This window comes from Alkalihalobacillus sp. NPDC127517 (genome assembly GCF_050276055.1).
GTDB lineage: Bacteria > Bacillota > Bacilli > Bacillales > Bacillaceae_D > Alkalicoccobacillus.
Map to the genome: position 1 here is coordinate 1 of NZ_JBNNQX010000018.1, position 23,700 is coordinate 23,700.

Annotated in this window: 24 protein-coding genes; 14 read left to right on the forward strand and 10 right to left on the reverse strand. The window is 40.1% G+C overall.

Features of this window, described 5'->3' with window-relative positions; genetic code table 11:
- The first annotated feature begins 362 nt into the window (after window positions 1-362).
- The gene (locus ACQKKO_RS18910) at window positions 363-857 is read left to right on the forward strand and encodes a hypothetical protein (protein WP_498649947.1); all 495 of its coding nucleotides are present in this window, start codon (window positions 363-365) and stop codon (window positions 855-857) included.
- Window positions 858-883: 26 nt separating this feature from the next.
- On the opposite strand, the gene ACQKKO_RS18915 is transcribed toward ACQKKO_RS18910, so the two are convergent.
- From ACQKKO_RS18915 to ACQKKO_RS18925, 3 genes are all read right to left on the reverse strand, one after another.
- Window positions 884-1,735 (reverse strand): family 1 encapsulin nanocompartment shell protein, encoded by an 852-nt coding sequence (locus ACQKKO_RS18915; RefSeq protein ID WP_498649949.1) that lies wholly within the window; start codon window positions 1,733-1,735, stop codon window positions 884-886.
- A gap of 25 nt (window positions 1,736-1,760) precedes the next feature.
- Complete coding sequence (locus ACQKKO_RS18920) at window positions 1,761-2,258, reverse strand: hypothetical protein (RefSeq protein ID WP_498649951.1); 498 nt, start codon at window positions 2,256-2,258, stop codon at window positions 1,761-1,763.
- A gap of 102 nt (window positions 2,259-2,360) precedes the next feature.
- Window positions 2,361-2,666, reverse strand: a complete 306-nt coding sequence (locus tag ACQKKO_RS18925) for a DUF2325 domain-containing protein (protein WP_498649953.1) — start codon at window positions 2,664-2,666, stop codon at window positions 2,361-2,363.
- Between the two features lie 204 nt (window positions 2,667-2,870).
- On the opposite strand from ACQKKO_RS18925, the gene mgtE reads away from it, so the two are divergent.
- The gene (gene mgtE, locus ACQKKO_RS18930; protein ID WP_498649955.1) at window positions 2,871-4,226 is read left to right on the forward strand and encodes a magnesium transporter; all 1,356 of its coding nucleotides are present in this window, start codon (window positions 2,871-2,873) and stop codon (window positions 4,224-4,226) included.
- A 124-nt stretch (window positions 4,227-4,350) separates the two neighbouring features.
- On the opposite strand, the gene ACQKKO_RS18935 is transcribed toward mgtE, so the two are convergent.
- The gene (locus ACQKKO_RS18935; RefSeq protein ID WP_498649957.1) at window positions 4,351-4,521 is read right to left on the reverse strand and encodes a hypothetical protein; all 171 of its coding nucleotides are present in this window, start codon (window positions 4,519-4,521) and stop codon (window positions 4,351-4,353) included.
- Window positions 4,522-4,593: 72 nt separating this feature from the next.
- Here ACQKKO_RS18935 and ACQKKO_RS18940 point away from each other — a divergent pair, with 72 nt between their 5' ends.
- Window positions 4,594-5,202, forward strand: coding sequence for a YitT family protein (locus tag ACQKKO_RS18940; RefSeq protein WP_498649958.1), 609 nt, complete (start codon window positions 4,594-4,596; stop codon window positions 5,200-5,202).
- A gap of 239 nt (window positions 5,203-5,441) precedes the next feature.
- Here ACQKKO_RS18940 and wrbA read toward each other — a convergent pair whose 3' ends face one another.
- Window positions 5,442-6,062, reverse strand: coding sequence for an NAD(P)H:quinone oxidoreductase (wrbA, locus tag ACQKKO_RS18945; RefSeq protein WP_498649960.1), 621 nt, complete (start codon window positions 6,060-6,062; stop codon window positions 5,442-5,444).
- Window positions 6,063-6,321: 259 nt separating this feature from the next.
- Here wrbA and ACQKKO_RS18950 point away from each other — a divergent pair, with 259 nt between their 5' ends.
- The 3 genes from ACQKKO_RS18950 to ACQKKO_RS18960 all read left to right on the forward strand — a co-directional run bounded on the left by ACQKKO_RS18950 (window position 6,322) and on the right by ACQKKO_RS18960 (window position 8,954).
- Window positions 6,322-6,885, forward strand: a complete 564-nt coding sequence (locus tag ACQKKO_RS18950; RefSeq protein ID WP_498649962.1) for an RNA polymerase sigma factor — start codon at window positions 6,322-6,324, stop codon at window positions 6,883-6,885.
- Window positions 6,878-7,711, forward strand: a complete 834-nt coding sequence (locus ACQKKO_RS18955; protein ID WP_498649964.1) for an anti-sigma factor — start codon at window positions 6,878-6,880, stop codon at window positions 7,709-7,711. Before ACQKKO_RS18950 ends, ACQKKO_RS18955 begins: the two co-directional genes overlap by 8 nt.
- Window positions 7,712-8,066: 355 nt before the next feature.
- Window positions 8,067-8,954, forward strand: coding sequence for an SDR family oxidoreductase (locus tag ACQKKO_RS18960; protein WP_498649966.1), 888 nt, complete (start codon window positions 8,067-8,069; stop codon window positions 8,952-8,954).
- Between the two features lie 54 nt (window positions 8,955-9,008).
- Here the strand turns inward: ACQKKO_RS18960 and ACQKKO_RS18965 are convergent, their stop codons facing one another.
- Together ACQKKO_RS18965 and ACQKKO_RS18970 are read right to left on the reverse strand one after the other, a co-directional pair.
- Window positions 9,009-10,901: an LTA synthase family protein gene (locus tag ACQKKO_RS18965; protein ID WP_498649968.1), complete on the reverse strand. Its 1,893-nt coding sequence runs from the start codon at window positions 10,899-10,901 to the stop codon at window positions 9,009-9,011.
- A 331-nt stretch (window positions 10,902-11,232) separates the two neighbouring features.
- Window positions 11,233-12,102, reverse strand: coding sequence for an STAS domain-containing protein (locus ACQKKO_RS18970; RefSeq protein WP_498649970.1), 870 nt, complete (start codon window positions 12,100-12,102; stop codon window positions 11,233-11,235).
- 187 nt (window positions 12,103-12,289) lie between these two features.
- Here ACQKKO_RS18970 and ACQKKO_RS18975 point away from each other — a divergent pair, with 187 nt between their 5' ends.
- The 5 genes from ACQKKO_RS18975 (at window position 12,290) to ACQKKO_RS18995 (ending at window position 16,694) form a co-directional block, all read left to right on the forward strand.
- Window positions 12,290-13,279 carry a Gfo/Idh/MocA family protein gene (locus ACQKKO_RS18975; protein ID WP_498649972.1) on the forward strand — a complete coding sequence of 330 codons (990 nt, stop codon included), beginning with the start codon at window positions 12,290-12,292 and terminating at the stop codon, window positions 13,277-13,279.
- A 65-nt stretch (window positions 13,280-13,344) separates the two neighbouring features.
- Window positions 13,345-13,665, forward strand: a complete 321-nt coding sequence (locus ACQKKO_RS18980; protein WP_498649974.1) for a hypothetical protein — start codon at window positions 13,345-13,347, stop codon at window positions 13,663-13,665.
- A gap of 218 nt (window positions 13,666-13,883) precedes the next feature.
- Window positions 13,884-14,561 carry a YesL family protein gene (locus tag ACQKKO_RS18985; RefSeq protein ID WP_498649976.1) on the forward strand — a complete coding sequence of 226 codons (678 nt, stop codon included), beginning with the start codon at window positions 13,884-13,886 and terminating at the stop codon, window positions 14,559-14,561.
- Window positions 14,562-14,716: 155 nt separating this feature from the next.
- Window positions 14,717-15,037: a magnetosome magnetite crystal formation protein family gene (locus ACQKKO_RS18990; RefSeq protein ID WP_498649978.1), complete on the forward strand. Its 321-nt coding sequence runs from the start codon at window positions 14,717-14,719 to the stop codon at window positions 15,035-15,037.
- 400 nt (window positions 15,038-15,437) lie between these two features.
- Window positions 15,438-16,694 carry a YeeE/YedE family protein gene (locus tag ACQKKO_RS18995; protein ID WP_498649980.1) on the forward strand — a complete coding sequence of 419 codons (1,257 nt, stop codon included), beginning with the start codon at window positions 15,438-15,440 and terminating at the stop codon, window positions 16,692-16,694.
- A 46-nt stretch (window positions 16,695-16,740) separates the two neighbouring features.
- Here the strand turns inward: ACQKKO_RS18995 and ACQKKO_RS19000 are convergent, their stop codons facing one another.
- Window positions 16,741-17,670 carry a DUF6612 family protein gene (locus ACQKKO_RS19000; protein WP_498649982.1) on the reverse strand — a complete coding sequence of 310 codons (930 nt, stop codon included), beginning with the start codon at window positions 17,668-17,670 and terminating at the stop codon, window positions 16,741-16,743.
- Window positions 17,671-17,850: 180 nt separating this feature from the next.
- On the opposite strand from ACQKKO_RS19000, the gene ACQKKO_RS19005 reads away from it, so the two are divergent.
- Complete coding sequence (locus ACQKKO_RS19005) at window positions 17,851-18,726, forward strand: GNAT family N-acetyltransferase (RefSeq protein ID WP_498649984.1); 876 nt, start codon at window positions 17,851-17,853, stop codon at window positions 18,724-18,726.
- 49 nt (window positions 18,727-18,775) lie between these two features.
- Here ACQKKO_RS19005 and ACQKKO_RS19010 read toward each other — a convergent pair whose 3' ends face one another.
- Together ACQKKO_RS19010 and ACQKKO_RS19015 are read right to left on the reverse strand one after the other, a co-directional pair.
- Entirely contained in the window at window positions 18,776-20,542 is a 1,767-nt protein-coding gene (locus ACQKKO_RS19010) for an ABC transporter ATP-binding protein (RefSeq protein WP_498649986.1), read from the reverse strand.
- On the reverse strand, window positions 20,505-21,257 hold the full coding sequence (locus ACQKKO_RS19015; protein WP_498649988.1) for a MerR family transcriptional regulator: 753 nt from the start codon (window positions 21,255-21,257) through the stop codon (window positions 20,505-20,507). Before ACQKKO_RS19015 ends, ACQKKO_RS19010 begins: the two co-directional genes overlap by 38 nt.
- Window positions 21,258-21,429: 172 nt before the next feature.
- On the opposite strand from ACQKKO_RS19015, the gene ACQKKO_RS19020 reads away from it, so the two are divergent.
- Window positions 21,430-22,494 (forward strand): ArsR/SmtB family transcription factor, encoded by a 1,065-nt coding sequence (locus ACQKKO_RS19020; protein WP_498649990.1) that lies wholly within the window; start codon window positions 21,430-21,432, stop codon window positions 22,492-22,494.
- The gene (locus ACQKKO_RS19025; protein WP_498649992.1) at window positions 22,487-23,698 is read left to right on the forward strand and encodes an MFS transporter; all 1,212 of its coding nucleotides are present in this window, start codon (window positions 22,487-22,489) and stop codon (window positions 23,696-23,698) included. The genes ACQKKO_RS19020 and ACQKKO_RS19025 overlap by 8 nt, the downstream gene beginning before the upstream one ends.
- Window positions 23,699-23,700: the final 2 nt, after the last annotated feature.

Genomic DNA, 23,700 nt, shown 5'->3' on the forward strand with positions numbered 1-23,700 from the left:
TGATTACTTGCATCTTAACGGAGGACTTTTTTTGTGTAAATAGGTCAAAAGAAAACCCACAGGAATGCTCCTACGGAACAGAACGCGGTGAAGACTCTGTAGCGGCGGCGCTTTCCCCGCGGAAGAGGCTGAGGCCGTTCTTGTGGGTGCGAGGGCTTCTCCTGTAGCGGATGTATTGCTCTGTTCGTGTTTTTATATCCTTACAACTCTTCTATGTCACTCTTTCTTATCACGTATATTATCCTCATAACCGCACCATACTATTATTAGAAAATTACCAATTTAAACTGAGATACAATTGACAATGATTATCATCCTCTAGTATACTTACGCTAGAATGATACGGCGAAGGAGGAGCTTTCGTGAAAAAAGTAACCGTTCACGCTCTGAAGGATATTCACACAGTACTTACAAACAAGCGAAAAGTCGGTGGTGCTATTGAGGCTAATTCGATTCGTTTGCGTTCTGGAGAAGAATTTCAACACCCGGTATTTACCAGTATTGAACAGACGCGTGGTGTGTATCAATCCGTTGGTTTCATGACAAATGACGGTGAGCGACTTATCGTGAACATTGATGAAATTTCCATGATGAAGAACCTTGAGCATAAGCTAATCTGCCAATTAGAAAATACTCATGCTAAAAAATACTTACTAACAGATACGCTACAATACTTAGAACGACTGTGTGAAGTAAACGAAGGTTGTCTTACGTCTCCGTTTAAACGCGAGGTTGAAGGACTTGCTTGTGATATTGGTGCAAAGCACCTTGAAGAGAATGGCTACTCAGATTTCGTCATCTACGCTGAACCGGACCATAATATTATTTCCATTAATCAAAAAAGCATGCTGGCCTAAGCCGCATGCTTTTTCTTTTTGTTTCGTTATTCTTTTTCTTGGCTTTCTAACGTACAAATCGCAGATGGTCTCTTAATGCGAAGAGCCAATGTCTCATAGACACGGAACGGATGGTTCATTCCTTCTTCGCCAAGATATGCTGTTTCAAAATCCTCAGATACAGCAAGATCGAAGTTATGAGGGCCTGTATTAACAAGAACACCCGTCTTTCCTTTTAAAACAGGAGATTGAAATACGCCATCTGTTGCAATTTCACGTACATGCTCAATCTCAAGTACATTCGTTTCTTTATGAACACGGTGCAGGATCGCATAAAGCTCTGGTGATAGGACAAGTGCATATGGTCCATGATGTCCAAGCTCCATTAGTTTACTTCTAGCTTCAACGATGTCTTGGAACGCATGTCCAGATTCGTACCAGCTTTCGGTAACATGTGATAAGCGACCTTTCACGTTCATTAGACCCGGGATATCAAATTCCTTTGAACCATGGAAAATCATTTGGTCTTCCAAGTAAGCAACTTGGCGGGCTGCGTTGGCTGCACCTGAGAAGTCAATTGGAATGTTTAACGTTTTTGCTTGTTCAACATCTCTCCAATACAAGACAAAATCCTTATAGATAAGAGGAATTGTGTGACTCACACGCTTTGTTGATTCAGCAATCTCCTCATTTAAGCCTTGGTGATCCATAATCGCTTCATGATCATCTAGGTATACATCTGTGTGAATGGTCTGTACGCCTCGTCCAAGCGGACCATGCAAGCTAATAAATTTACGACCAACCAGCTGGCTTTTAGCCATATCTGCAACCACTTGATCTAGGTGATTAAATTCACTTTCGTTTAAAGGTGCATCTGGATATCTTGACGCTTTACTCATTACACTTCACTCTCCTTTTCTCCTCTTACAGCAAACTTCCTACTGAGAAAGTCGGTCTATCTAGATTCGATTGTACTTCTGTAGTTGTTGAAGATTCCACCCATTTGCTCTGGATGTCCTCTAAAATCGTTTGAAGCTTATCTAACCGGCCTTGTACATCTTCTTGCATCTTATCTAATTCGTTCTCTTCTGTTTCATAATCCAATACTCGTGCATCATCCACATGTTGACAAAATGCCTCAAGGGCAAAAACTTCAAGCCGGAGATCTGCATACAACTCAATGAGCTCATGCTGCGTAAGGTCCCTTTTGGTCTCCTCATCAAGCCACTCATTTAGCTTTCGTATCATCTGTTTAATTCGGTTTTTTCTAGCATATTCTATGCCTAGTGCTTTACGCACAAGCATACGTTCATAGTCGTTACTAGGGTTAGTGGTCTTTGGTTCAAGAATGTGAATATACCTTTTAACCTCTTTTTTCATTGCGGTAAAAAGATCATGAAGCACGTTCAGTGTCTTCTCCATGGGTCTCCACCTCGTTTCTTTAACTATTCCCATAGTATCATAATTCTCAATTAAAAAGAAACCCTTTTTATAATCATTATAAAGAAGGTTTCTCAATTACGATTATTTCTTAATCATTGGACAGCCGGCTTCACACCCACCTATCGCTTTATAGATAGAACACCACGAACGTTTTGCATAGCATACAGGTACATCCTGCTCCATGGCTTTTTTCTTTAAAACCGTCGTTAGATTATGATTAATAAAGTCTGTTAATACTAGAATCATATCAATGTCTGCAGGGATTTCACGTTTCACCATTTTTGTCTTTCTTCCGCTTATATGTAGAATGTTCGCAAATCCCATGTCTTCAAGCTTCTTTGGAATGGAACCTAGATGATCAGCTCCTACAATCATTAAAGACGTCATGTCACACCCTCACTTTCATTTGATAATAATTCTCACTATTATCTTAATTGAAATCGATTCTCATTGTCAACTAATTTTATAAGAATATTCTGTTTCAGGTTACATCTATTCATGAAAAGGGAAAGATGATAGGAGATAATATCCGGTTTACTTGCTGCGTTTTTTTCTGTAAAGTAATTAGGATGAGTATGGAGGTGCATAGAAATGATCGCTAACATGACAGAAGACCAACTTCTCGTTTTGGTTATTAAGTATATTCGAGAGGCTAAACGACACTCGTTACAGGAACTATTAGATGAACTACACCCCTATGATGTAGCGATAATCTACCGTTCCCTCCCGACAAAACATCATCATAAATTTTTAACTTTTTTGAATCCAGATCAAATTGCCGACTTAATTGAAGAGCTTGAGACAGAGTACCAAGTTGAAATTCTTCAAAAGCTTGGTGTTGAAGAATCATCTAAAGTAATGGATTTAATGGAAAATGATGAATTAGCCGATTTATTAAACGAGCTTTCTGTGGAACGTATTCAAGAATTTCTTGATGTCATGAAAAAAGAAGATTCCATTAAGATCCGCTCTCTAATGAGCTATCCAGCTGAAACAGCTGGGGGATTAATGACAAATGAATTCATATGGATTCACGCAAATCAAACCGTTAGACAAGCGGTTGACAAACTTAAAGACTACGCAAGCTTTTCGGAAAACATTTATTACTTATATGTCATTAATGAAGCAAAGAAATTAGTAGGTGTTGTCTCCTATCGAGATCTGTTAATTGCAGATATAGATGAAGTGATTGAAGAGATTATGTTTACTCGAACAGTTGCAGTAAAGGTGACCGATGATCAGGAGCAGGTTGCCAATATTATTGAACGCTATGACTTTATTGCGGTTCCAGTTGTAGACGATGAAGACACGTTACTTGGTATTATTACTGTTGATGATGCACTTGATGTTGTCATTCGCGAGGCAAACGAAGACATTGAAAAGCTTTCTGCATCAGGGAATATTGATTTCTCAACTAAAGCATGGACAGCCTCAATCAGACGACTTCCATGGCTGATTCTGCTCTTATTAATTGGACTTGTATCAGGTAGCATTATGAACTATTTTGAAGCCACGCTTGCTCAGGTTGTAGCCCTTGTGTTCTTCATGCCGATGATTGCCGGAATGACCGGAAATACCGGCACGCAATCACTTGCTGTGGTTGTAAGAGGAATTTCCCAAAACACCATCGATAAAAAAGTTGTGACGAATCTTATTCTGAGAGAATTCCGCGTAAGTTTAATTATTGGTGTCACGTGTGGAACCTTGATTACACTCATTGCATTCTTATGGATTGGAGATCCTTCCTTAGGCATGGTCGTCGGTGTTTCCCTTTTCTGTACGTTAATTATTGGAACACTTGCCGGGACAATCATTCCTCTGATTCTTCACCGATTTGGAGTAGACCCAGCCGTGGCTTCAGGCCCATTAATCACTACTCTGAATGATATCTTTTCATTACTGATTTATTTTGGCATTGCAACGGCGTTTTTAACGAATTTAACATAAAAAGTGAGGCTTGAACATCACATTAATCTGGTTATTGAAACACGAACATAGCACAATATCCGCTGCAGGAGAATCCCTCCCTTTCCACGGGAACGGCCTCAGCCCCTTTCGCGGGAAAGCGCCGCTACAGTGTCTTCACCGCGTTCTGTTCCGTAGGAGTGTCGGGTTCTCCTTCCGCTCGTCTCACAAAAATATTAAAGACACGAATGGCGAATGATTCGATCATAGAATCATTCGCCATTTTGTCATTCGTTTTTAGTAATGTCCCTGCTTCATTTTTTATGATCCGACTCATACTGCTTGGACCATCCGCATATAAGTGAAAGAGCTTGTCAATCGGATATCTCAAGTTGGGTGTGATGCGAAAATGATTCGTTATGTACTGACACTTTTGATTGGGTGTTTACTCATTAGTATCGGGATTAATTTCTTTTTTACGATGTATCATCTATTAGATGGTGGGATTATAGGAATTGGCTTAATTGCCCATTATCTTTGGAATACACCTGTTGGACTAACCATCCTGGTTGTAAGTATTCCCATCTACATCTTTGCATGGTTTTACTTCCGTCCATTCTTTTACAACAGCCTAGCAGGTGTGATTGTCTCTTCTTTCTTAATTGACTGGGTCTCTCTTTATTCTCCTGACCTTGCCATCCTAGGTCCCCTACCAAGTGCTATTACTGGTGGTCTTCTGCTCGGCATCGGGGCGGGAATCATGTTCCGGATGGATATTAGTACAGGTGGCTTTGATTTATTAGCTCAAATGATCGCGACAAAGGTTCCTTACAATGTAGGTCTCCTTATCATCTTCTTTGATATGCTAGCCGTTGTGGCGGGTCTTTACATCGTTACTATTGAAGAGATCGTCTTATCAACCATTGCTGTCATATCAACCGGTGTTGCAACAATTGTTGTCACAAGTTGTCCGATGCCTCAATTTCTCTATCCAGCCGACAAATTCCCCGGGAAATGAGCTGGTGAAACTAAGGAATCTGTCATTAGATCGTGGCTTTTCCTGTCACAAACCAGTATGAAATTCCATAGACAAACGCTACTGAAGCTATAATGATAAAAAGGGTTTTATTAGATAGTCGTTTTTTCATGTATTGAAGCCTCCCTTGTTTTTCTTTCTCTTATTATACGACCGTTTTTGGAAATAAACTAGAATAGAAAAAAGAACCTAGGAATATAAGAATTCCTAGGTTCTCTCTATTAGCTCGAAAGTTTTGCTGCAACGTTCGCTACTCTTTCTCCGAGTCTCTTCGCCATCGTTAATTCCCGTTCATCTAGTCCATTACTTCCGTCTGGACCAGCTACGGTTGATACTCCGTATGGACTGCCTCCGATTCCATCGGTAGTCAGCTGTTCTTGATTCTCCCCATAAGGTAGACCTACATAGATCATTCCAAAGTGTAATAATGGGATTAAGGAAGTTAAGATGGTTGTTTCCTGTCCTCCGTGGATAGAGCCCGTGCTTGTAAAAACGGATGTAACACGTCCTTCAAGCGAACCATTTGCCCATAGTCCTCCAGCAGAATCTAAGAATTGTTTTGCCTGTGCTGGCATATTCCCGTACCTAGTCGGGAAGCCCCAAATAATTCCGTCAGCCCACACAAGATCATCGTGTGTTGCTTCCTCTATACGATCTTGAGCTTTTTGTGCCTCTACATAAGCATCCTGAGCAGACATCGCTTCTTTTACTTCCTTAAATTCAGGAATCTTCACTAAACGAACTTCTGCTCCCTCTACTCTGCTTGCACCCTCTTCCACTGCCTTTGCAAGCTTAAAGACATGACCGTAAGATGAGTAATAAGGTATCAGTATTTTTGTCATTTAAACATTCCTCCTATTTTTAAGTAGCTTGTTTTCTATTCCTTCAAAAAGAATTTTCAAACCTCAAATGATAGATTTATAGGCAGTAAACGGATACAATGAAAAGTTAACAGCGTTTTTATCTTGCTTAATGATCCAAGACCGATCATTTTACGTATGCTTAATGAGTGAAGTCTAACAATTACGGTGTTGTATTTGATGCAGGTTACCTATGAAAAGACTTTCTAATACGAGGGAGCAGCGTACAAAGGAGTTATACATGCCACATCTTACCGACGAACAATTATATCAACAAATTGTTCAGCAAGATAAGAAGGCTCTTGAGGAGCTGTATGATCGGTATGAACGAATTCTATTTTCATTCATTTACCGTTTTACAAAAGACGAGGGATTAACTGAAGAAGTGATGCAGGATCTTTTTATGAAGCTTTGGCAAGGCAGAGCCAACTATCAGCTAGATAAAGGGAAGTTCTCCTCTTGGCTTTTGACCATCGCAAGAAACGCAGCCATTGATCAGATTCGAAAGAAAAAAGTAACAGAGGTTGAGTTCATGGACCATGATGCAGAGCCTGACCTAGAAATACCGGAGCAGGTCATTGTTCTTAAAGAAGAAAGTATAACGATCCAAAAAGCACTAGCTCATCTGCCAAAAGAACAACAACATGTGATTAAATTATTTTACTTTGATGGAGAACCACAAAAGAATATAGCAAAAATTTGCAAAATCCCCCTTGGTACTGTTAAAGGCAGGCTACGTTTAGCACTGAACCAACTGCGGAAGACTCTTAGTAGAAAGGGTGAAAGAGGCGATATCTATGAGTGATAACAAATGCATAAACTTACTTGATTATTTTAATGATCACCTTAATCCGAAAGAGAAAGAGGAATTTGAACTTCATGTATTAGAATGTGAAGAATGCCAGGAGCAGCTACAGGAGCTCTATGAATTCAATAGTGAAGTGGCGACTCATTCTAAACAAAGCACACCACCTAATGGCATGAAGCAACGTATACTTGATTCCATCCTTGAAGAAGAGAATCCATCTAAAGAAGAACAAAAAGTAGAGAATCGAGTTGTAACTCCAATTGACACACCGATAAAGAAGAAAAACGGATGGAAGCCTTGGGCTCAACTAATTGCGGCCGGGTTAATCGCTTCAATCGGAATAAACATCTATACGATAAATCAATTAAATGATTCGCAATCAGAACTTGCTAATACAGAACTAGAGCGCGACCTTTTAGCTAGCCAAATAAATGATGCAGAACAACCGCCTTCTTCCGGAACGGCGCAATTTGATCAAGTAATTACATCAACCTCTCTTCTTTCTGAGAGTGAAGAAAATGAGCATGTTGGCCAGGCCTCCATTGTTCAACAAGAAGATGGCTACAAATTAATTGTACAGGTAGAACAAATGCCAGAGCCTGTCGATTCAGAGGTCTATCAAATTTGGTTATTCCAAGATGAGACACCATTACCCTCCGGCTCCTTCACAACTAATGAACAAGGAGAAGGTGCCATCGTATATGACCTTGATTCGGACACAAATATTGAAGACTTATTTGAAGCGATTGCAATCACACTTGAACCTGAGCCAGATAATCTTTTACCAGAAGGACCGATTGTCACTCTTTCAGAGCTCTACTGATAAATAAAATGATATACAGTGAGGGTTAGACAAAACTAGAAATCAATGAAAAGATGGCGAATGATTCTACGATTGAATCATTCGCCATTCGTATCTTTAACAAAACGAGCGGAAGGAGAACCCGAGACTCCTGCGGTAAAATACGTGGTGAAGACACTGTAGCGGTGCTACCCGCAAAAGGGGCTGAGGCCGTATCCGCGGAAAGCGAGGGATTCTCCTGTAGTGGAAATTGTGCTATGTTCGTGTTTTGCTATCCAAATTAATGTTATGTCCCACGCTCATTTGGTTTACTGAAGTTTATATTTTTGAGCGGAAAGGTAAAGACTAGTAACAACTAGTTTAAAGGAGTGTTTTCATGTCCAGTCAAAAAGATATTCAACAAAAACAGGAACAAATGAAAAACAAGCCTGCGCAAACACAGTCTGTTCAACCAGGATTTGAAAGCGAAATGAAACCTGAGCCACTTTACGATGACCCGTCGTATACGGGAAGTTCCAAGTTAAAAGACAAGACGGCATTAATTACTGGCGGTGATAGTGGCATTGGTAGAGCTGTGGCTATCCTTTTTGCAAAAGAGGGCGCAAACGTCAGTATCATCTATTTAAATGAACATGAAGATGCGAATAAAACAAAGCAATTAGTGGAGGAATATGGTGTTTCTTGCCTCTTAGTAAGTGGAGATGTAGGAGAAGAATCGTTTTGCCATGATGCTGTTAAGAAAACGGTAGATGAATTTGGACAGCTCGATATTCTTGTAAATAACGCAGCCGAGCAACATTATCAAGAAAAGATTGAGGACATCTCTGCCTCTCAGCTTCAGCGCACATTCCAGACAAATATCTACTCATACTTTTACTTTATCCAGGCCGCTATGCCACATTTAAAAGAAGGCAGCACAATTATTAATTCTGCATCCATTGTCGCGTATAAAGGGAATCCTGTTCTCATGGATTACGCAGCAACAAAAGGAGCCATTGTCGCGCTTACACGCTCTCTTGCCACAAACTTAGTAGAAAAAGGCATTCGAGTAAACGGAGTGGCTCCAGGACCCATTTGGACACCACTGATCCCTGCTTCCTTCCCAGGAGAGGATGTAGCTCAGTTCGGCGATCAATCTCCAATGAAGCGCGCTGGACAACCAGCAGAGCTCGCACCAGCTTATGTGTACCTTGCTTCAAGTGACTCATCTTATGTTTCAGGACAAATGATTCATGTAAATGGCGGAAGTGTAATTAACGGATAGAGCGATTAGATCACACAAAAAACCACCACGATACTCATATCGTGGTGGTTTATTTTATGCTGCATCTTCTTCGTCTGGTTCTGTTTCGTCATCTTCTTGTGATTCAAAGAATCGGAATAGATCTCCATAAATAATGCGATCGGAATGTTCAAGGTCTTGTATCCCTTTTTCCACATATGGTTCGCATGCTTCAGCTTCAATCTCTTCTCCATCTTTGTTATAGCACGTATTACTTGTGTAGACGATATCGTCAGTAATCACACTTCCATTACGTAGTACAGACATTGATTCATTTTCAGGTGAGAAAAGGTCCGTTCCGAATTGAATGTCGTTTCTTGTACTGTGACCTAACAAATGCATCAGTGTAGGCTTCACATCAATTTGACCACCAACTGTGTCAATGGTTTCGTGCTTATCATGTCCAGGAATATGAACAATCATTGGTACGCGTTGAAGCTGAACCGTATCAAAAGGAGTGATTTCTTCCTTATCAAGATACGTACTCATCGCTTTATTGTGGTTCTCAGAAATACCATAATGGTCACCATATAAGATGAAGATTGTATCATCATAAAGGTCAGCTTCCTTCATTTCTTCAAAGAATCGCTCTACCGCATGGTCCATGTAACGAACAGTCGGAAAGAAGCGGTTCAGTGTTCCACTGTTTGAATCATACTCATCAACCATTTTGTCTTCTTCATCTAGTTCAAAAGGAAAATGATTGGTTAGCGTAATGAACTTCGTATAGAAAGGCTTTGGCTGAGATTGAAGGAGATCAATGGACTGTTCAAAGAAATCAACATCTTTCAGGCCCCATCCTACTGAATTTTCTTCATTTACATCATAACTGTTCACATCAAAGAATTGATCATACCCAAGTGATTGATACATAATGTCGCGATTCCAGAAGCTTTTGTTGTTTGCATGCATAACGGAACTGTACATTCCTTTATCACTTAAAATCTCTGGAAGTGCATGATATTCATTGCCACCGTGTGTGAAGAAAACAGAACCACTGTCTCGGCCAAACATAGAATTCTCTACAATAAACTCCGAATCGGATGTTTTCCCTTGTGCTGTTTGATGATAGAAATTCTCAAAATAATAACTTTCTTCAATTAAATCATTTAAGAATGGCGTAACTTCTTCTCCATTCACTGTGTTATTAATCACAAATGTTTGTAATGACTCAAGTGAAATCATGACAACGTTTTTGCCTTCAGCAATTCCAAAGAGTTCTGGATCCGGCTCTTTATGATTAGCTTGAGCATAATTCTTCACTTCTACAATATCCGAACTGTCAGCGAATACTCGCTGAGCACGAGATTGTGATTGGATATATCCATCATAGACATGATAGTTTAATAGTCCAATATTTTTAACAAGTAGCTCTCGGTCAAACGATCTAGACAACAGCTGTGGGCGTTCCGCTTGTGCAATCGATAAATTGGCTAGAAAAAGCACGACAGCCAAAGACATTAAAATAACCGGTTCACGCTTCAAGCGACGAACAGCTGGTACTCTTTTTGTCACAATAAGCAACGTCAGGATAAGAATATCTGCGACGATTAATAAATCACCTAGGTGCATTAATCCAGCAATACTCGTTCCAAGGTCATTTAGATTACTTGTCTGAAACAAGACCGGTAACGTTAGGAAATCTGTGAAAAATCGGTAGTATAACAAGTTAAAGTATAAAACTAAGCTAGCGATGATACTGAACGCAACGATCATAATGTTGCGAAGTCGGTGCTTAAACATCAGAGCAATTGCAAAAAATAGTACAGCAGAGCTTAAAGGATTAATAATCAGTATAAACTCCTGAAGCATGTTATCTGCTGAGATGTTGAACCCAACTTTATAAAGAATATATGATTTAATTGTTAACATGAATACAGCTAACCAATACAACTTTAATCGGCTTAGCGCAGATTTTACTTTTTCCATAATACTTGGTGCTCCTCTCTTTCATTTCAAGAAATTAGCGCGTTAATCGTTTGCACTTCCTCAGACATACTTGATTCTCTATTCCACCAAAAAAAGAGTTCAAACCACTTCATGTACATCAAAAGATGATTATATCAAATTCAGTGCTTAAACTAAACTACTTTTTTCGTAGAATAAAAGTAGATAACCAATCACCTGTGTAAATACACTGTTAAGAAGTATACGGTATAACCAGCTTAAAAGTTACGAATATGTAAAAATAAATAAGAATACGTTAAAATAAAAAAACCATCTGTTTTTTTCGACAGATGGTTCAGCAAAATCTTTATGTTTACGACAGAACTGGCGGGATAAATCCTATATTCTCTAAACCTTGAGCTAACGTTCCAAACGTTTGTACTTTCATAAAGTTCGTCTGTAATCGATTGATCTTCATAGCGAGATCTGGTCGAATCCCAGTAAAAATCGTTTTCACTCCTATCAGCTTAAGCATATGAGCTAGTCGTAAAAGTTGTTCACTCGTACTTTCATCTAAGCTGACAATTCCAGAAACATCAATAAGTAAATAATGTAGGTCCAATTTATTGCTAAGTGTCATCACCTTATCAACAATAGAGTCCATCCTCACCGTAGTCACGTTTCCGATAACAGGTAATACGCCAATCCCTTTAGCTACAGGTACAAGTGGAGCTGATAAGTCAGAAAGCTGCTGATGAGCATACTCTAGATCGAGAACATACGTTAACAATGATGCCATCGTTCGGAACAGCTCTATATCGTTTTCCGAAAGCCCCACCCTTTGATTATCCAAGCCACAGATGGTGCCATACACTTCCCCACATCCATCATAGATTGGAATTCCAATGAAACTTCCCGTACCTAATTGTTTCACTGGATCTAAGAGACAAGCCTCTTCATGATCACTTAAGCTTGGAATGACTAAAACCCTCTCCCCATAATCCACACTGAGCTTGCAAAGAGTTTGGTTATAATCTAATTCCTCTCCTACACGTAAGAGAACTTTATCTTTATTAATCGCATGCATGATGCGGTTTGTTTTCAGATCGTTTTTAGCTATAAACAGCGTATTAATGTGTATTTGATGACTTAATAAAAGCAATACCTGAGTCGCCACTTCCTCAAAGTCTTGAAAGTTCTTTATATTTAATGTGTTGTTTTGTTTAGAAAGTTGCAGAACCATGAGACTAACCCCCTTTTAAGTCGTTCTTTTTAAAGATAATATATTGAATTTATCTAGTAATCAAGTCCTACTATATTCTATTTTCATTAGGAAGGAAAGCCGGAGCCCATTAAAAATGGTTATCTGATGCGAAGAATGTTAAAGAGTGGTACGATGATGGCATTTCATATAGTAGGAGGAAACGCAGATGACGATTAAACTTGGTGTAATCGGAACGAACTTCATTACAGAACGACTACTTGATGCGATATCGGACCTGGACGAGTATGAGGTTATAGCTGTTTATTCACGAACCGAAGAACGAGCAACAGAATTTGCCCAGAAACACGGTGCACCATATACATATACTTCTCTTGGGGACTTGGCAGCAAGTACGCACATTAATGCTGTGTACGTGGCAAGCCCCACTTCTTTTCATGCTGATCAAGCGGTTCTCATGCTTTCACATGGAAAACATGTGCTGGTTGAAAAGCCGGCAGCTTCGAATTATGAGGAATGGGCCAAAATGACTGAGGCTGCGCGTGAAAACGAAGTGGTATTGATGGAAGCGATGAAAACAACACAGCTGCCAAACTTTCTAACGGCCAAAAAGCAATTAGATGCGCTTGGTACGATTCGATCAGGATTCGCGAATTTCTGTCAGTACTCTTCACGTTATGATGCCTATAAAGATGGAGACGTTCAAAATGCATTTAAGCCAGAGTACTCAAATGGCTCACTCATGGATATTGGTGTGTACGGCATCTATCCAATCATTGCGATGTTTGGCCGCCCGAACGAAGTAAGGGCTCAAGGTCATATGCTTGAATCTGGTGTTGATGGGGCTGGAAGCCTTTTATTAAAATATGATGAGTCTCAAATTATCATTAATCATTCGAAAATCACTCAATCTGTTGTTCCATCTGAAATTCAAGGTGAAAATGGAAGTATCGTTATTAAACATTGGAGTGACTTCCATTCCGTTGTCCATCATAACAGAATTGAAAAAACAGAAACGGTCATTTCAGAGGAACAGCATGAAAACCCTATGTATTATGAAGCTGTTGAATTTGCTAATCTTGTTTCCAGTCAAACAATGGAATCCATTGAAAACAGTCATAAGAATTCGGCGATTACACTTCAAGTAATCGATGAAGCACGTAGACAAATTGGCCTCGTCTTTCCTAGCGATCAATAAACGTGTAAATGTCTGAAATGTGGGTATAGCATGAACAACACACATTTCAGAAAGGAAGCGTGCCTATGTCCACCTTTAAACGTGAGTCTTACTACGTCACAGTAGATATGGCGATCATGTCCATAAATAAAGAGAAGATGCCGGATAACACGATCCAATATCAAATTTATGCGACAGATAAAGAAAAGGAACAGCTTGCAGAGTTACTAGAACGAGTGAAATCTGAGGACTTTGATCAAAATCAAGTGTTTAAAAATCCGTTTGATGAAAAAGCAGCGGATCAAGAGAAAGATCAAACTCAAAATGATCTAAGACAGGTGTACCAAATGGTCTACGATCTTGGCACACTCGAAACGAAGGAAATTGTAGCAGATATAATGCCTTAACATGAAACTAAGCTGGGGAATCTCAAGTATATGAGATTCCCCAGTTTTTCGTTTCTCTCATTTCATCAAAATGATGAACGATAAGCAACGACATAATGTAAGCGTTCACTTAAAGGGATAAACATGGTATAGTGGACATAACATCATAGTAAAAGTCTCATTAACTTACATGACTCAGATTTTTAAAATGCACCTGAAATTAATAGGGGGTTTGATAAATGGATATGCGTGGACCAATGGGCGGTTTACAAAAGATTGCTGAATGGATCACTCGAATGGCTTACCTCAATTTGCTTTGGCTTGGTTTCACTTTAGCAGGCTTAGTTTTGTTTACGATCTTCCCAGCGACCTTTGCGATGTTTGCCGTACTCAGAAAATGGATCATGGGTGAATCAGATCTTCCTGTTTTTAAAACGTTCTTTTCCTATCTTAAACAAGACTTCTTAAGGGCTAACCTCATTGGTTTGGTTTTAGTTGTTATTGGATTTATCTTATATGTAGATCTTCAGTTCCTGTTGACCTTCTCAGGTGAAGGAGTTGTCGCATACTTCTATTACCCTGTTCTGTTCGTAACGTTACTTGTTGCACTTGGAACGTTGTTCGTCTTTCCTGTTTACGTGCATTACGAACTAAACATCTGCCAAGTGTTCAAAACGGCCTTTTTCTTAATGGCTGTGAACCCATTGCTATCTATTGTAATGATTATTGCTCTGGGGACTACTTTCTACGCGATGTTGTCATTCCCAGCGACTGTGATCTTTTTTGGAGTAAGTGTTCCAGCGTATCTCATCATGAGAATCTCCTATGGAATTATTGAATTAGCAAGATTAAAGCAGCAAGCACGGGATGAAAAAGCTGCAGAAAAGAAGGAAACCTCTCATGCTTCTGGCATGTAAGGTTTCTTTTTTTTGTAAGTCCTATTAACTAGTAATTGGTAAATAAAGAATAATCGCTCTACTTTCTTCTTATTCTTTCCTAATTCTGAAACTTTTTCATCTCTTTTAGGGTATATACATACTAGATTGATACAACTTCAAAGGAGGAATTGATGATGAAAGAGATGAACAAAGACATTCAAGACAATAAGCTGGTTTCCATTGTTGCCTACTTGCCGATTTTATTTTTAATTCCAATGTTTGTTGCAAAAGAGTCCCCATTTGCCAGGTTCCATACCAATCAAGGTGTACTTGTAACGATTGTTTGGGCAGCAGGTGTGCTCCTTCTTACCATCCTGCCTGGCCTGCTTAGCAGCCTCTTAACTCCGCTCTTCGGAATCCTTATGCTTGTTCTATTTATTCTCGGAGTCGTGAATGTAGCCAATGGACAAACAAAACCTCTCCCTGTGATTGGTGAGACGCAGATTATTAAGTAATGAGAGATCTGTAAATAAACGAGCTCGAAACACTTTAGTAAACTAGATAATAAAACACGAACATAGCGGTACATCCGTTACAGGAGAACACCCGCTTTCCGCGGGTACGGCCTCAGCTCCTGTAGCGGAAAACCACCGCTCAAATGTCTTCATCACGTACTATTCCGCAGAAGTCTCAGGTTCTCCCTCCTCTTAACTCATTGATTTTCCATTTTTATCTCAGCCTCTCCAACTGAAAAGGTCATTCCAATAAACTATTAAGGGCACAACTCTTGTAATCTGTTTCTACATGTATTAATATCCGATTATACTTATTGGTTTTAAATACAATTCTTTTGGGTATACAACATATCGTCTTATAAATACTTATCCATTATTTTGAACGGAGGTTTTTTAGTATATGGCTCAGTCCTCATCATCAGATATTCCAAGCAATTGGGATCAGCGATCTACAACCGTTAAGGGCCCTCTTCAATCGATTCAAACACCGTATGTTATTCTCGGGGTACTTGGAATCATTGCTTTGTTTACAACAACGGTGCTTGTTGTTGATTGGGTGCAAGGTTTCTTATTTCTCATTGGTCTTGCTTTAGGGATGGCCTTATTGTATGCACGCTTCGGGTTTACTTCTGCCTTTCGTCGATTAGTTTCTGTTGGGAACGTGCAGGGTCTTCAAGCTCATATGTTAATGCTTGCCGTGGCAACAACTCTGTTTGCTCTTATCTTTTCATCCGGTTTTAGCTTTACAGGCGTAGAACCAACAGGCTATGTATCGCCAGTTGGTATCAGTTTATTAGTTGGAGCATTTATGTTTGGAATTGGGATGCAGCTGGGCAGTGGCTGTGCCTCTGGAACGCTTTATTCCGTTGGGGGAGGCTCTTCCTCGATGATCGTCACGCTATTATTCTTTATTGTGGGTTCTGTAATTGGTGCCTATCACATGGCTTATTGGCAAACGACTCCTCAGCTTGAACCGATCTCGCTTGCAGAGACAACAGGTTTTGGTTACTTTGGTGGCTGGGCTCTTCAGATGGCCCTCTTTGCACTCATTTATTTTGGAACGGTGCTGTTTGCTAAGTGGAAGAATCCTCCTAAGATGAAGCCCCTGACAACCACTACAGGCTTTAAGAAGATTCTCCGCGGCGCATGGCCTTTATTTTCTGCAGCGATCGTCCTTGCTGTATTAAACGCACTTGTGCTAGCTGTACGTGGGACCCCTTGGGGTATTACTTCTGCATTCGCACTTTGGGGAGGAAAAGTGTTAGATTTTGTAGGTATAGACGTCGCTTCATGGGATTATTTCACTGGTGCAAACGCAGAGGCATTATCAAGTACAGTCTTAGCGGATTCAACAAGTGTCTTAAACTTTGGTATTATGCTTGGTGCATTTGTTTCGGCGGCCCTACAGGGAACATTTCGCCCCAAACGCGTAAAGCCTGGAGTTGTAGGTGCATCTGTAATCGGTGGACTACTTATGGGCTACGGGGCACGACTCGCTTATGGCTGTAACATTGGTGCTTATTTTGGCGGAATTGCGTCATTTAGCCTGCATGGCTGGATCTGGGCCGTAATGGCTATTCTTGGTACAGGCCTCGCATTATATATTCGTCCAATATTTGGATTATCCAACCCGAAACCAAAGGATTCATTGTGCTAAAATAGATAGAAAAAAGGACTAGCTGGGAGCTAGTCCTTTTCATCTGTTACGCCGAAGCGTGAACGTTTCTTCTACGAGCAAAAAGCAACAAACTAAAACCGAGTGCCGTTATAAACCCACCTGCTAAAACAAACATAGAATTGTTTGTAGCTGTATCTGGTAGTGCGCCACCTTCGATTTCATCAAGCGGTTGTGCGTTGTCGCGTACGTCGGCTGGTACTTCAATTGAATCTACACCGTTAAAGTTATGGACATCCATCTCAATCTTTTGAGTCATGTTGGTTGTCTCGCCTTCAAGCTCCATATCCATATCAAGGTGCATCACTAGATTTGTCATATAGTGTGTATCCTTAGCAATCGTCATTTCATATTTTACGTCGTTATACGTGATGTCCGCCATCAATTCATCCATCATCATGTCTTCATCCTGCCCCATAGACATGTCCATCCATTCCTTCATCGCTTCTTCTAAATCTTGTCCGTCACCCTCATAAGTCAATATGTACGAATCTCCACTATCCTCTACACTCATGTCTTCTCCAAATAGTTCCGCTTGCTCAATTTGATCACTTGCCATGGCCCAATCCATTAACTCATCTAAACCGTCTGATAATTCCATAGGGAGTTTAACCCATTCTCCATCAGCCGTTTCTTGATAAAAACCTTCATCTGTCCAATATGTCTCTAATGTTTCTTCTTCACCTGCCATTGAAGTCGTAACAACTTGGTGCATCGCAAATGGTTCCAAGATCACATCTTCTTTTGAACTCATTTTAATGGTGACTTCTTCCCCCATGCCCATCATCGTCATTTCAATGTGCGTTTCACTTGAGTAGCTCTCAAGCTCTAGCATGGCTTCGTTCGATTTCTTAAGAATGGAAGTAGCACTTTCATCCTCATTCGCAAGGGCTTGATACGGAAGTGCAAGCGTGAATAGGGCAACAAGACAGATCGGTGTAGCTAACTTTTTTTGCATAAAAAAACTCCTTCTCAATTTGGGTTTGAGAGATTCGTATGCTGTATGTAGTTGGGGCAGGTATTTTCTATTTATTTGAATCGTTTACTAGTCCCTCCTGCTCTGTCTACCCTTGTCATATTTTAGTTAAACCGCTTTCTTTTATATGATAAGATAAAGAGAGTAAAGGAGAGGATATGGGTGATTCGACTAGATTCTATTAAAAATAGTAAGAGTCTTTCAGTGTTTCTTTCGCAGTGTCAACAGCACTCATCAAAGCATATTGGCTACATTGGAACAGAAGCAAAAGAAATCCAACAATCTCTTGAAAACGAATTCTCAGATCTAACGTTTGAGGACTCCACTCTGGGAATTTTCTTAGAGGATGAATTGATTGGTTTTCTTGGTTTTGATCTTGATAAAGACGAGCGCTCTGCGGAGGTTTGGGGACCATTCTTTAAAGATCATTGGAATGAGGAACAGGCGTTTCAACTCTGGAAAGGCTTAATCGACCACGTCCCTATGTCAATCGAAGGGTTCTCGTTTTTTATAAATGGTTCGAATAAAGACGCTGTCCATTTTGCTGAAAAGGTTGGTGTTACTTTTCAGGGAAATCACCTTATCCTTACATTAGATCGTTCATTTTACGATCCACAGAAGATCCCCTCTGAAATTGGGCCGTTCGGACATAATCATAAAGATGCCTTTACAGCTCTCCATCAAACTCACTTTCCAGAAGCTTACTTAACAGCCGACGAGATGATTGAATCCATTGATCCAACGCATCGCTTATTGCTCTATAAGCAAAACGAGAGAGTCATTGGCTATATTTATGCTGAGGTTAGTCCGCAATTTGGTGAGTCAGATATCCATTTCTTTGCGGTTGATGCCACTAGTCAAGGAAAAGGAGTTGGTACACAGTTACTACATGCAGTCATTGCATGGATCTTTTCCTTTCCTTCTATACACACTATTACTCTTTGTGTTTCTGTGGATTCAGTCGCAGCCATTCATCTATATAAACAAGCACAATTTAAAGAAACCTATACACTTTCCGCCTATGACTTACATTCATAAATAGAAAAAGCGAGCATCCCTAACAAATAGGTGCTCGCTTCTTCTGTTATTACTCTCCGACTGCAACTGATTCAAATTGCTGTTCAACCATTTCTCTGTACACATCATGCGTTTGAATCAACTCATCATGTGTACCAATTCCGGTGGCCCGTCCTTTTTCAAGTACAATTAACCGGTCCGCATGTCTAACGGTGGATAACCTGTGGGCAATGACTAATGTAGTTCTTCCTTTCATGAGTCCTTGAAGTGCTTCTTGGACCAGGCTTTCTGAAGTACTATCTAGGTGAGCGGTTGCCTCATCAAGAAGTAGGAGTTCCGGATCACGAATGATCGCACGTGCAATGGCAAGGCGTTGGCGCTGACCGCCAGATACCATAATTCCTCTCTCCCCAACCTGCGTATCATATCCATCGGGTAATCCCTCAATGAATTCACCCAAATTTGCTTGCTTAATCGCTACATCAATCTCATCATCGGTCACTCCATCAAGACCGTACGATAGATTATCACGAATGGTTCCCGCCATCATTGGACTTTCCTGTGAAACGTACGCAATCTTGCTACGCCACTCTCTTAACCCGAAATCCTGAAGCTTGTTACCTTCATACGTGATTGTACCAAGTTGAGATTGATAAAAGCGTTCAATCAATGAGAATACAGTGGTTTTACCTGCACCACTTGGGCCAACAAATGCTGTAACCTTTCCTTTTTCAACCGTGAAGGATAACTGATCAAGTATCTGTTTATCCTCCGTATAACCGAATGATACCTCTTCAAAGTTTAGACCTTCTCGTACTTTGATTGGCTCAGAGCTTTTTTGAGTGTGATCTGATTCCACTGCCTCATTCATGATATCCCGAATACGCTCTGTCGCCCCCATCGCTTTTTGCGATTGTGTAAAGAAGGTAGCCATCTGACTAAATGGAACGATGATTTGGAACATATAGAGAATGATGGCAACAAGTGATCCGGCACTTAATGTTCCTTCAGACACTCGGAAGCCACCATATCCAATTAAGAAAACAAGCATCACTAGGTTTACTGTCATCATAAGTGGAGACACAATCGCATTGATCTTCGCTTCTCTTAGCCCATACGTAAACAGCTTTGTAATTCTTGAGATTCCTTTTTCCTCTTCTTTTGGTTCAGCAAGTGATGACTTCACTAAACGGATGTCAGATAGTACTCGTCCGAGATCTCCTTGAAATTCAGCTGTTTCGTCTTGCGTTGCCTTAGATACGCGATACATTTTACGACCTAGTGGCATGAGGATAGCAAATGCAATCGGAATGATTACTAACATCATTAATGTGATCTTCCAATCGATAATTAATAGAAGAATCACAGAACCAATAATGGAGATGAGTCCTGAGAAAAACGGAATGATTTGCATCACTACAAATTCTTTCACTACGTTTGTATCATTTGTAATCCGACTCATTGTTTCTCCGGAATTACGTTTATCAAAAAACGGAATGGGCAGCTTCACTACATGCTTCCACAAATCCTCGCGCAGCTTCGCAATCATATGTTGGCCCACACGCGTCATCATATAAATGGAAAAACCCGACATGACTGCCTGAGCCAAAAATACGGCTACAAGCCCTGCTACAAGTCCCATAGATATCGTGGTAACAGATAAGATATCCACAAGCTGCATCGTTAATAGTGGAACAAGTAAGGAAAGAATCGTTTCTCCTAATCCAAGAACGATGGCACCCCCCATCAGCCAGTAGGAAGGGCGATAATTCATTAGTAGCTGCCAAAACTCTTTCCATTTAGGTCGCTGGCTTGTCGCTTGCTCTGTTTGCTTCATTTTTTTGCATCTCCTTTTGCATATCCATTAAATAGTGTTCGATCTCTTTACTTACCTGATCCATAAGAAAAGGTGGGGCATCTTTTATTTTTTCAGCATTCGTTTCAAGCTCATTCAGCATCTCCTTAGTAAATAAAGAGGAAATGGATGAAGAGAGCTCGAGTACCTTGCTTTGAGCTTGAACGCTTGTTGGGCTATCCGTTTTCACTATGTTAACCAACCCACTCAATAGCAACCAATACTGTTTTTGTGTTTCAAGTGAAAAGAGTACATCTACAAGATCTTGTGATAAGAACGTTGATAACCATTGCTTTCGCTCTTCTCCTTGTTGAAACGTGTGTATAAATGAAAGAATGACGTCTGCATCAACCTCAACTTCACTATTCACAACCTCTTCAACTGTCTCTAACGATTCAATAACCTTTTGTAAACTTTTTTGCTTCTCTACAAGTAGACGTTTTTGAAACGAAATGGTTTCAGTTAAATTCAAATCTTCATCATGTATAAAATCGGCAATTTGATCGAGCGTGTAATTTAAATACTTAAATGTAATGATCTTTTGAAAAATAAATAAATCTTCCTTCCCATACAAACGGTGCCCTTGCTCATTATATGAAGAAGGAACTAAGAGCTTTTTCTTATGGTAAAACCGTAACGTTCTTACAGTCGTTCCTGTTAACTTAGCAAACTCTCCTATTGTATAACATGTATCCATCGTAAGCTCCTCTCATCTAACTAGAGTATAGCCCTTGACGTTACGTCATGCGCAAGAAAAATCTAGAATTTACAAATTCCGATATTATAGAATGTTAAATTCTAAAAATATTGAATAAATAAATTCTCTCGTTTATACTGAATGTATCATGGAAGAAAAAGGAGATGTATGAATGAATATTCTTGATTACTCAAACCCAGTTAGAGAAAGTTATTCAGTTGAATTTAAGCACTCTCTTTTGTGGGAAGCTGCTCTTGGGATCGCTGCTATTACACACAACAAGATCAACCATTCCCTGACTGAACAAGATTTTTTCGACCCCGTTCATAAGGCCGTAATCTCTAAAGAACTTAAGGCAGAATTACATACGGTACAAACTCATAATACGTGGAAAGCATTATTACAATTGCTGCACTATCTAGATGACCATTCATTAGAAGCATTTCAATCCTTTGTCCTTTCTCTTGAAGAAAGTGAGCTTCGAAAATGTTGTCTCCCTTACTTAAATCAAGAACTAGAAGAGACTGTTAGAAAGGCTGTAAGCGGTGATTCAACTGCAATTCAAACCGTTGCAGAAGCCAATACACACATCGTATTTCTGCCAGACTATATCGTCTACCTTTGTACAACTGAAATAAATTCATTAAAGAAACACCTTGTTGCCGTGATGGAAGGATGGTTTGAGGAAATCATACGTACCAAGCAGCATTCATTACAGGACATGCTGAATCGAGATATTAAATCAAAAAAAGCTAAGCAGAATTCCTATTCTTCTTTGAATGATTTCGTTCAATATGTAACAGATGGAATGGAGTATTCTCCCGAGCCTTACGTGACAAAGGTCGTTCTCATTCCACATTTTTCATATAGACCTTGGACGATTGTTGCTGACCTTAAGGGCATTAAGGTGTTTTACTATCCAATTGCTAATGCAAGCATTAATCCTTTCGATCCACTTGTTCCAGATAAAAAGCTTGCCTTAACGTATAAAGCGTTAGGAGATGAAGCCCGCTTAAAAATGGTGAAACTCTTGTATTCTGGAGATAAGAGCTTACAGGAATTAGCCGTACTTTTGGATATGCCAAAATCGACACTTCATCATCATCTTACTCAATTACGATCAGCAAGACTTGTGTTAACCACTAAAAATAAATACAGCTTAAACAAAACAAAGCTCGCAGATATCGATCGAGGTCTCACTGATTATTTAAATGAAGGGTGGAATGAGAGTGAGTGAGGTTATACAATCGTTGCATAAAAATCGCTCGTTTTACTGGCTGATGGGGGGCAACCTCGCCTCTTTTGCCGGTGCACAAATATACATAATTGCTCTCCCACTTGTTGTTTTATCACTTACTGGGTCAGCCGTTGCTATGGGGACAGTTGCTGCCGTCGGACAAGCCACGGTTTGGTTTATGCCTGTGATCGGACCTTTTATTGATCGGTATCACAGACGAACCTTATTACTTTTAAGTGACTTAACGAGAGCCTTGATCCTTTTACTATTGAGTGTGCTTTATGTAATGGACATGCTTCATTTCATCACGTTAATCGTTGCTTCGATTGTCATCGGCTTATGCACGCAGATTTATAATACGGCACAATTTGCTGTGATTCCCTCTATTGTGAAGAAGGAAGACCTCCCGCTAGCAAACACAGTGGAGTCGAGCCTCTACCATACAACGATTTTAATTGGACCCACTCTTGGGGGACTACTTATTGCTTTTGTTCATCCTGGTATCGGATTAATGGCAAACAGCATTGGATTCTTTCTTGCCTTCCTGACATTATTCTTCATCAACGTTCCACCACCTACAAAACAATCTTCAACTCGTGGGTTCTTTCAAGACGTAAAAGAAGGCTTTCACTTTATTTATACCGAGAAGCTTCTATTATTAACAAACATCGGGAGCGCCCTCATTGGCTTTGGTGTGACATTTTCGCTCACGCTATTAGTCTTTCATCTTCAATCAACAGTTGGTTTGACTCCACTTCAAATCGGATGGATTCTCTCATTTGGAGGGGCTGCTGCCATTGCAGGTTCATTTTTATCTATTAGCATTAGAAGGATAGCTAGTCAGCGGACGATTCTTTTTTTAGGGTACTTCGGTGGAGGAGCTTCTCTAATCTGGCTGGGCTTTGCTGAGTCACTTGTCTCGTTACTGATTGCAAATGCCCTTGGAACCTTTTGTGCTGCATCGTTTAATCCTGTGGTAAAAACGATTCGGCAAAAATTAACACCATCCCATATGCTTGGTAGGGTTCAAGCGAGTAGCCGATTTATTACGATGGCTCTTCTTCCGTTAGCTGCTTTTATTGCTGGTATATTAGGTGATGCTTTAGACACACATCGCACCATTGCTATTGGAGGCATGATCGCAACTTGTTCAGTACTTATTTTCCTTCATCGAGATATGCTTAGATTACGAGCGGTACTTTAGTG

What these genes read in the sequence shown, in the direction of transcription:
- ACQKKO_RS18985 (WP_498649976.1), top strand. Translation starts at nt 13,884, where the DNA reads ATGGATATGCGTGGACCAATGGGCGGTTTACAAAAGATTGCTGAATGG.
- ACQKKO_RS19020 (WP_498649990.1), top strand. Translation starts at nt 21,430, where the DNA reads ATGAATATTCTTGATTACTCAAACCCAGTTAGAGAAAGTTATTCAGTT.
- ACQKKO_RS18915 (WP_498649949.1), bottom strand. Translation starts at nt 1,735, where the DNA reads ATGAGTAAAGCGTCAAGATATCCAGATGCACCTTTAAACGAAAGTGAA.
- ACQKKO_RS18995 (WP_498649980.1), top strand. Translation starts at nt 15,438, where the DNA reads ATGGCTCAGTCCTCATCATCAGATATTCCAAGCAATTGGGATCAGCGA.
- ACQKKO_RS18970 (WP_498649970.1), bottom strand. Translation starts at nt 12,102, where the DNA reads ATGGTTCTGCAACTTTCTAAACAAAACAACACATTAAATATAAAGAAC.
- ACQKKO_RS18955 (WP_498649964.1), top strand. Translation starts at nt 6,878, where the DNA reads ATGAGTGATAACAAATGCATAAACTTACTTGATTATTTTAATGATCAC.
- mgtE (WP_498649955.1), top strand. Translation starts at nt 2,871, where the DNA reads ATGATCGCTAACATGACAGAAGACCAACTTCTCGTTTTGGTTATTAAG.
- ACQKKO_RS18975 (WP_498649972.1), top strand. Translation starts at nt 12,290, where the DNA reads ATGACGATTAAACTTGGTGTAATCGGAACGAACTTCATTACAGAACGA.
- wrbA (WP_498649960.1), bottom strand. Translation starts at nt 6,062, where the DNA reads ATGACAAAAATACTGATACCTTATTACTCATCTTACGGTCATGTCTTT.
- ACQKKO_RS18990 (WP_498649978.1), top strand. Translation starts at nt 14,717, where the DNA reads ATGAAAGAGATGAACAAAGACATTCAAGACAATAAGCTGGTTTCCATT.
- ACQKKO_RS18920 (WP_498649951.1), bottom strand. Translation starts at nt 2,258, where the DNA reads ATGGAGAAGACACTGAACGTGCTTCATGATCTTTTTACCGCAATGAAA.
- ACQKKO_RS18950 (WP_498649962.1), top strand. Translation starts at nt 6,322, where the DNA reads ATGCCACATCTTACCGACGAACAATTATATCAACAAATTGTTCAGCAA.
- ACQKKO_RS18940 (WP_498649958.1), top strand. Translation starts at nt 4,594, where the DNA reads ATGATTCGTTATGTACTGACACTTTTGATTGGGTGTTTACTCATTAGT.
- ACQKKO_RS18960 (WP_498649966.1), top strand. Translation starts at nt 8,067, where the DNA reads ATGTCCAGTCAAAAAGATATTCAACAAAAACAGGAACAAATGAAAAAC.
- ACQKKO_RS19000 (WP_498649982.1), bottom strand. Translation starts at nt 17,670, where the DNA reads ATGCAAAAAAAGTTAGCTACACCGATCTGTCTTGTTGCCCTATTCACG.
- ACQKKO_RS18980 (WP_498649974.1), top strand. Translation starts at nt 13,345, where the DNA reads ATGTCCACCTTTAAACGTGAGTCTTACTACGTCACAGTAGATATGGCG.
- ACQKKO_RS19015 (WP_498649988.1), bottom strand. Translation starts at nt 21,257, where the DNA reads ATGGATACATGTTATACAATAGGAGAGTTTGCTAAGTTAACAGGAACG.
- ACQKKO_RS18925 (WP_498649953.1), bottom strand. Translation starts at nt 2,666, where the DNA reads ATGACGTCTTTAATGATTGTAGGAGCTGATCATCTAGGTTCCATTCCA.
- ACQKKO_RS19010 (WP_498649986.1), bottom strand. Translation starts at nt 20,542, where the DNA reads ATGAAGCAAACAGAGCAAGCGACAAGCCAGCGACCTAAATGGAAAGAG.
- ACQKKO_RS18935 (WP_498649957.1), bottom strand. Translation starts at nt 4,521, where the DNA reads ATGAGTCGGATCATAAAAAATGAAGCAGGGACATTACTAAAAACGAAT.
- ACQKKO_RS18965 (WP_498649968.1), bottom strand. Translation starts at nt 10,901, where the DNA reads ATGGAAAAAGTAAAATCTGCGCTAAGCCGATTAAAGTTGTATTGGTTA.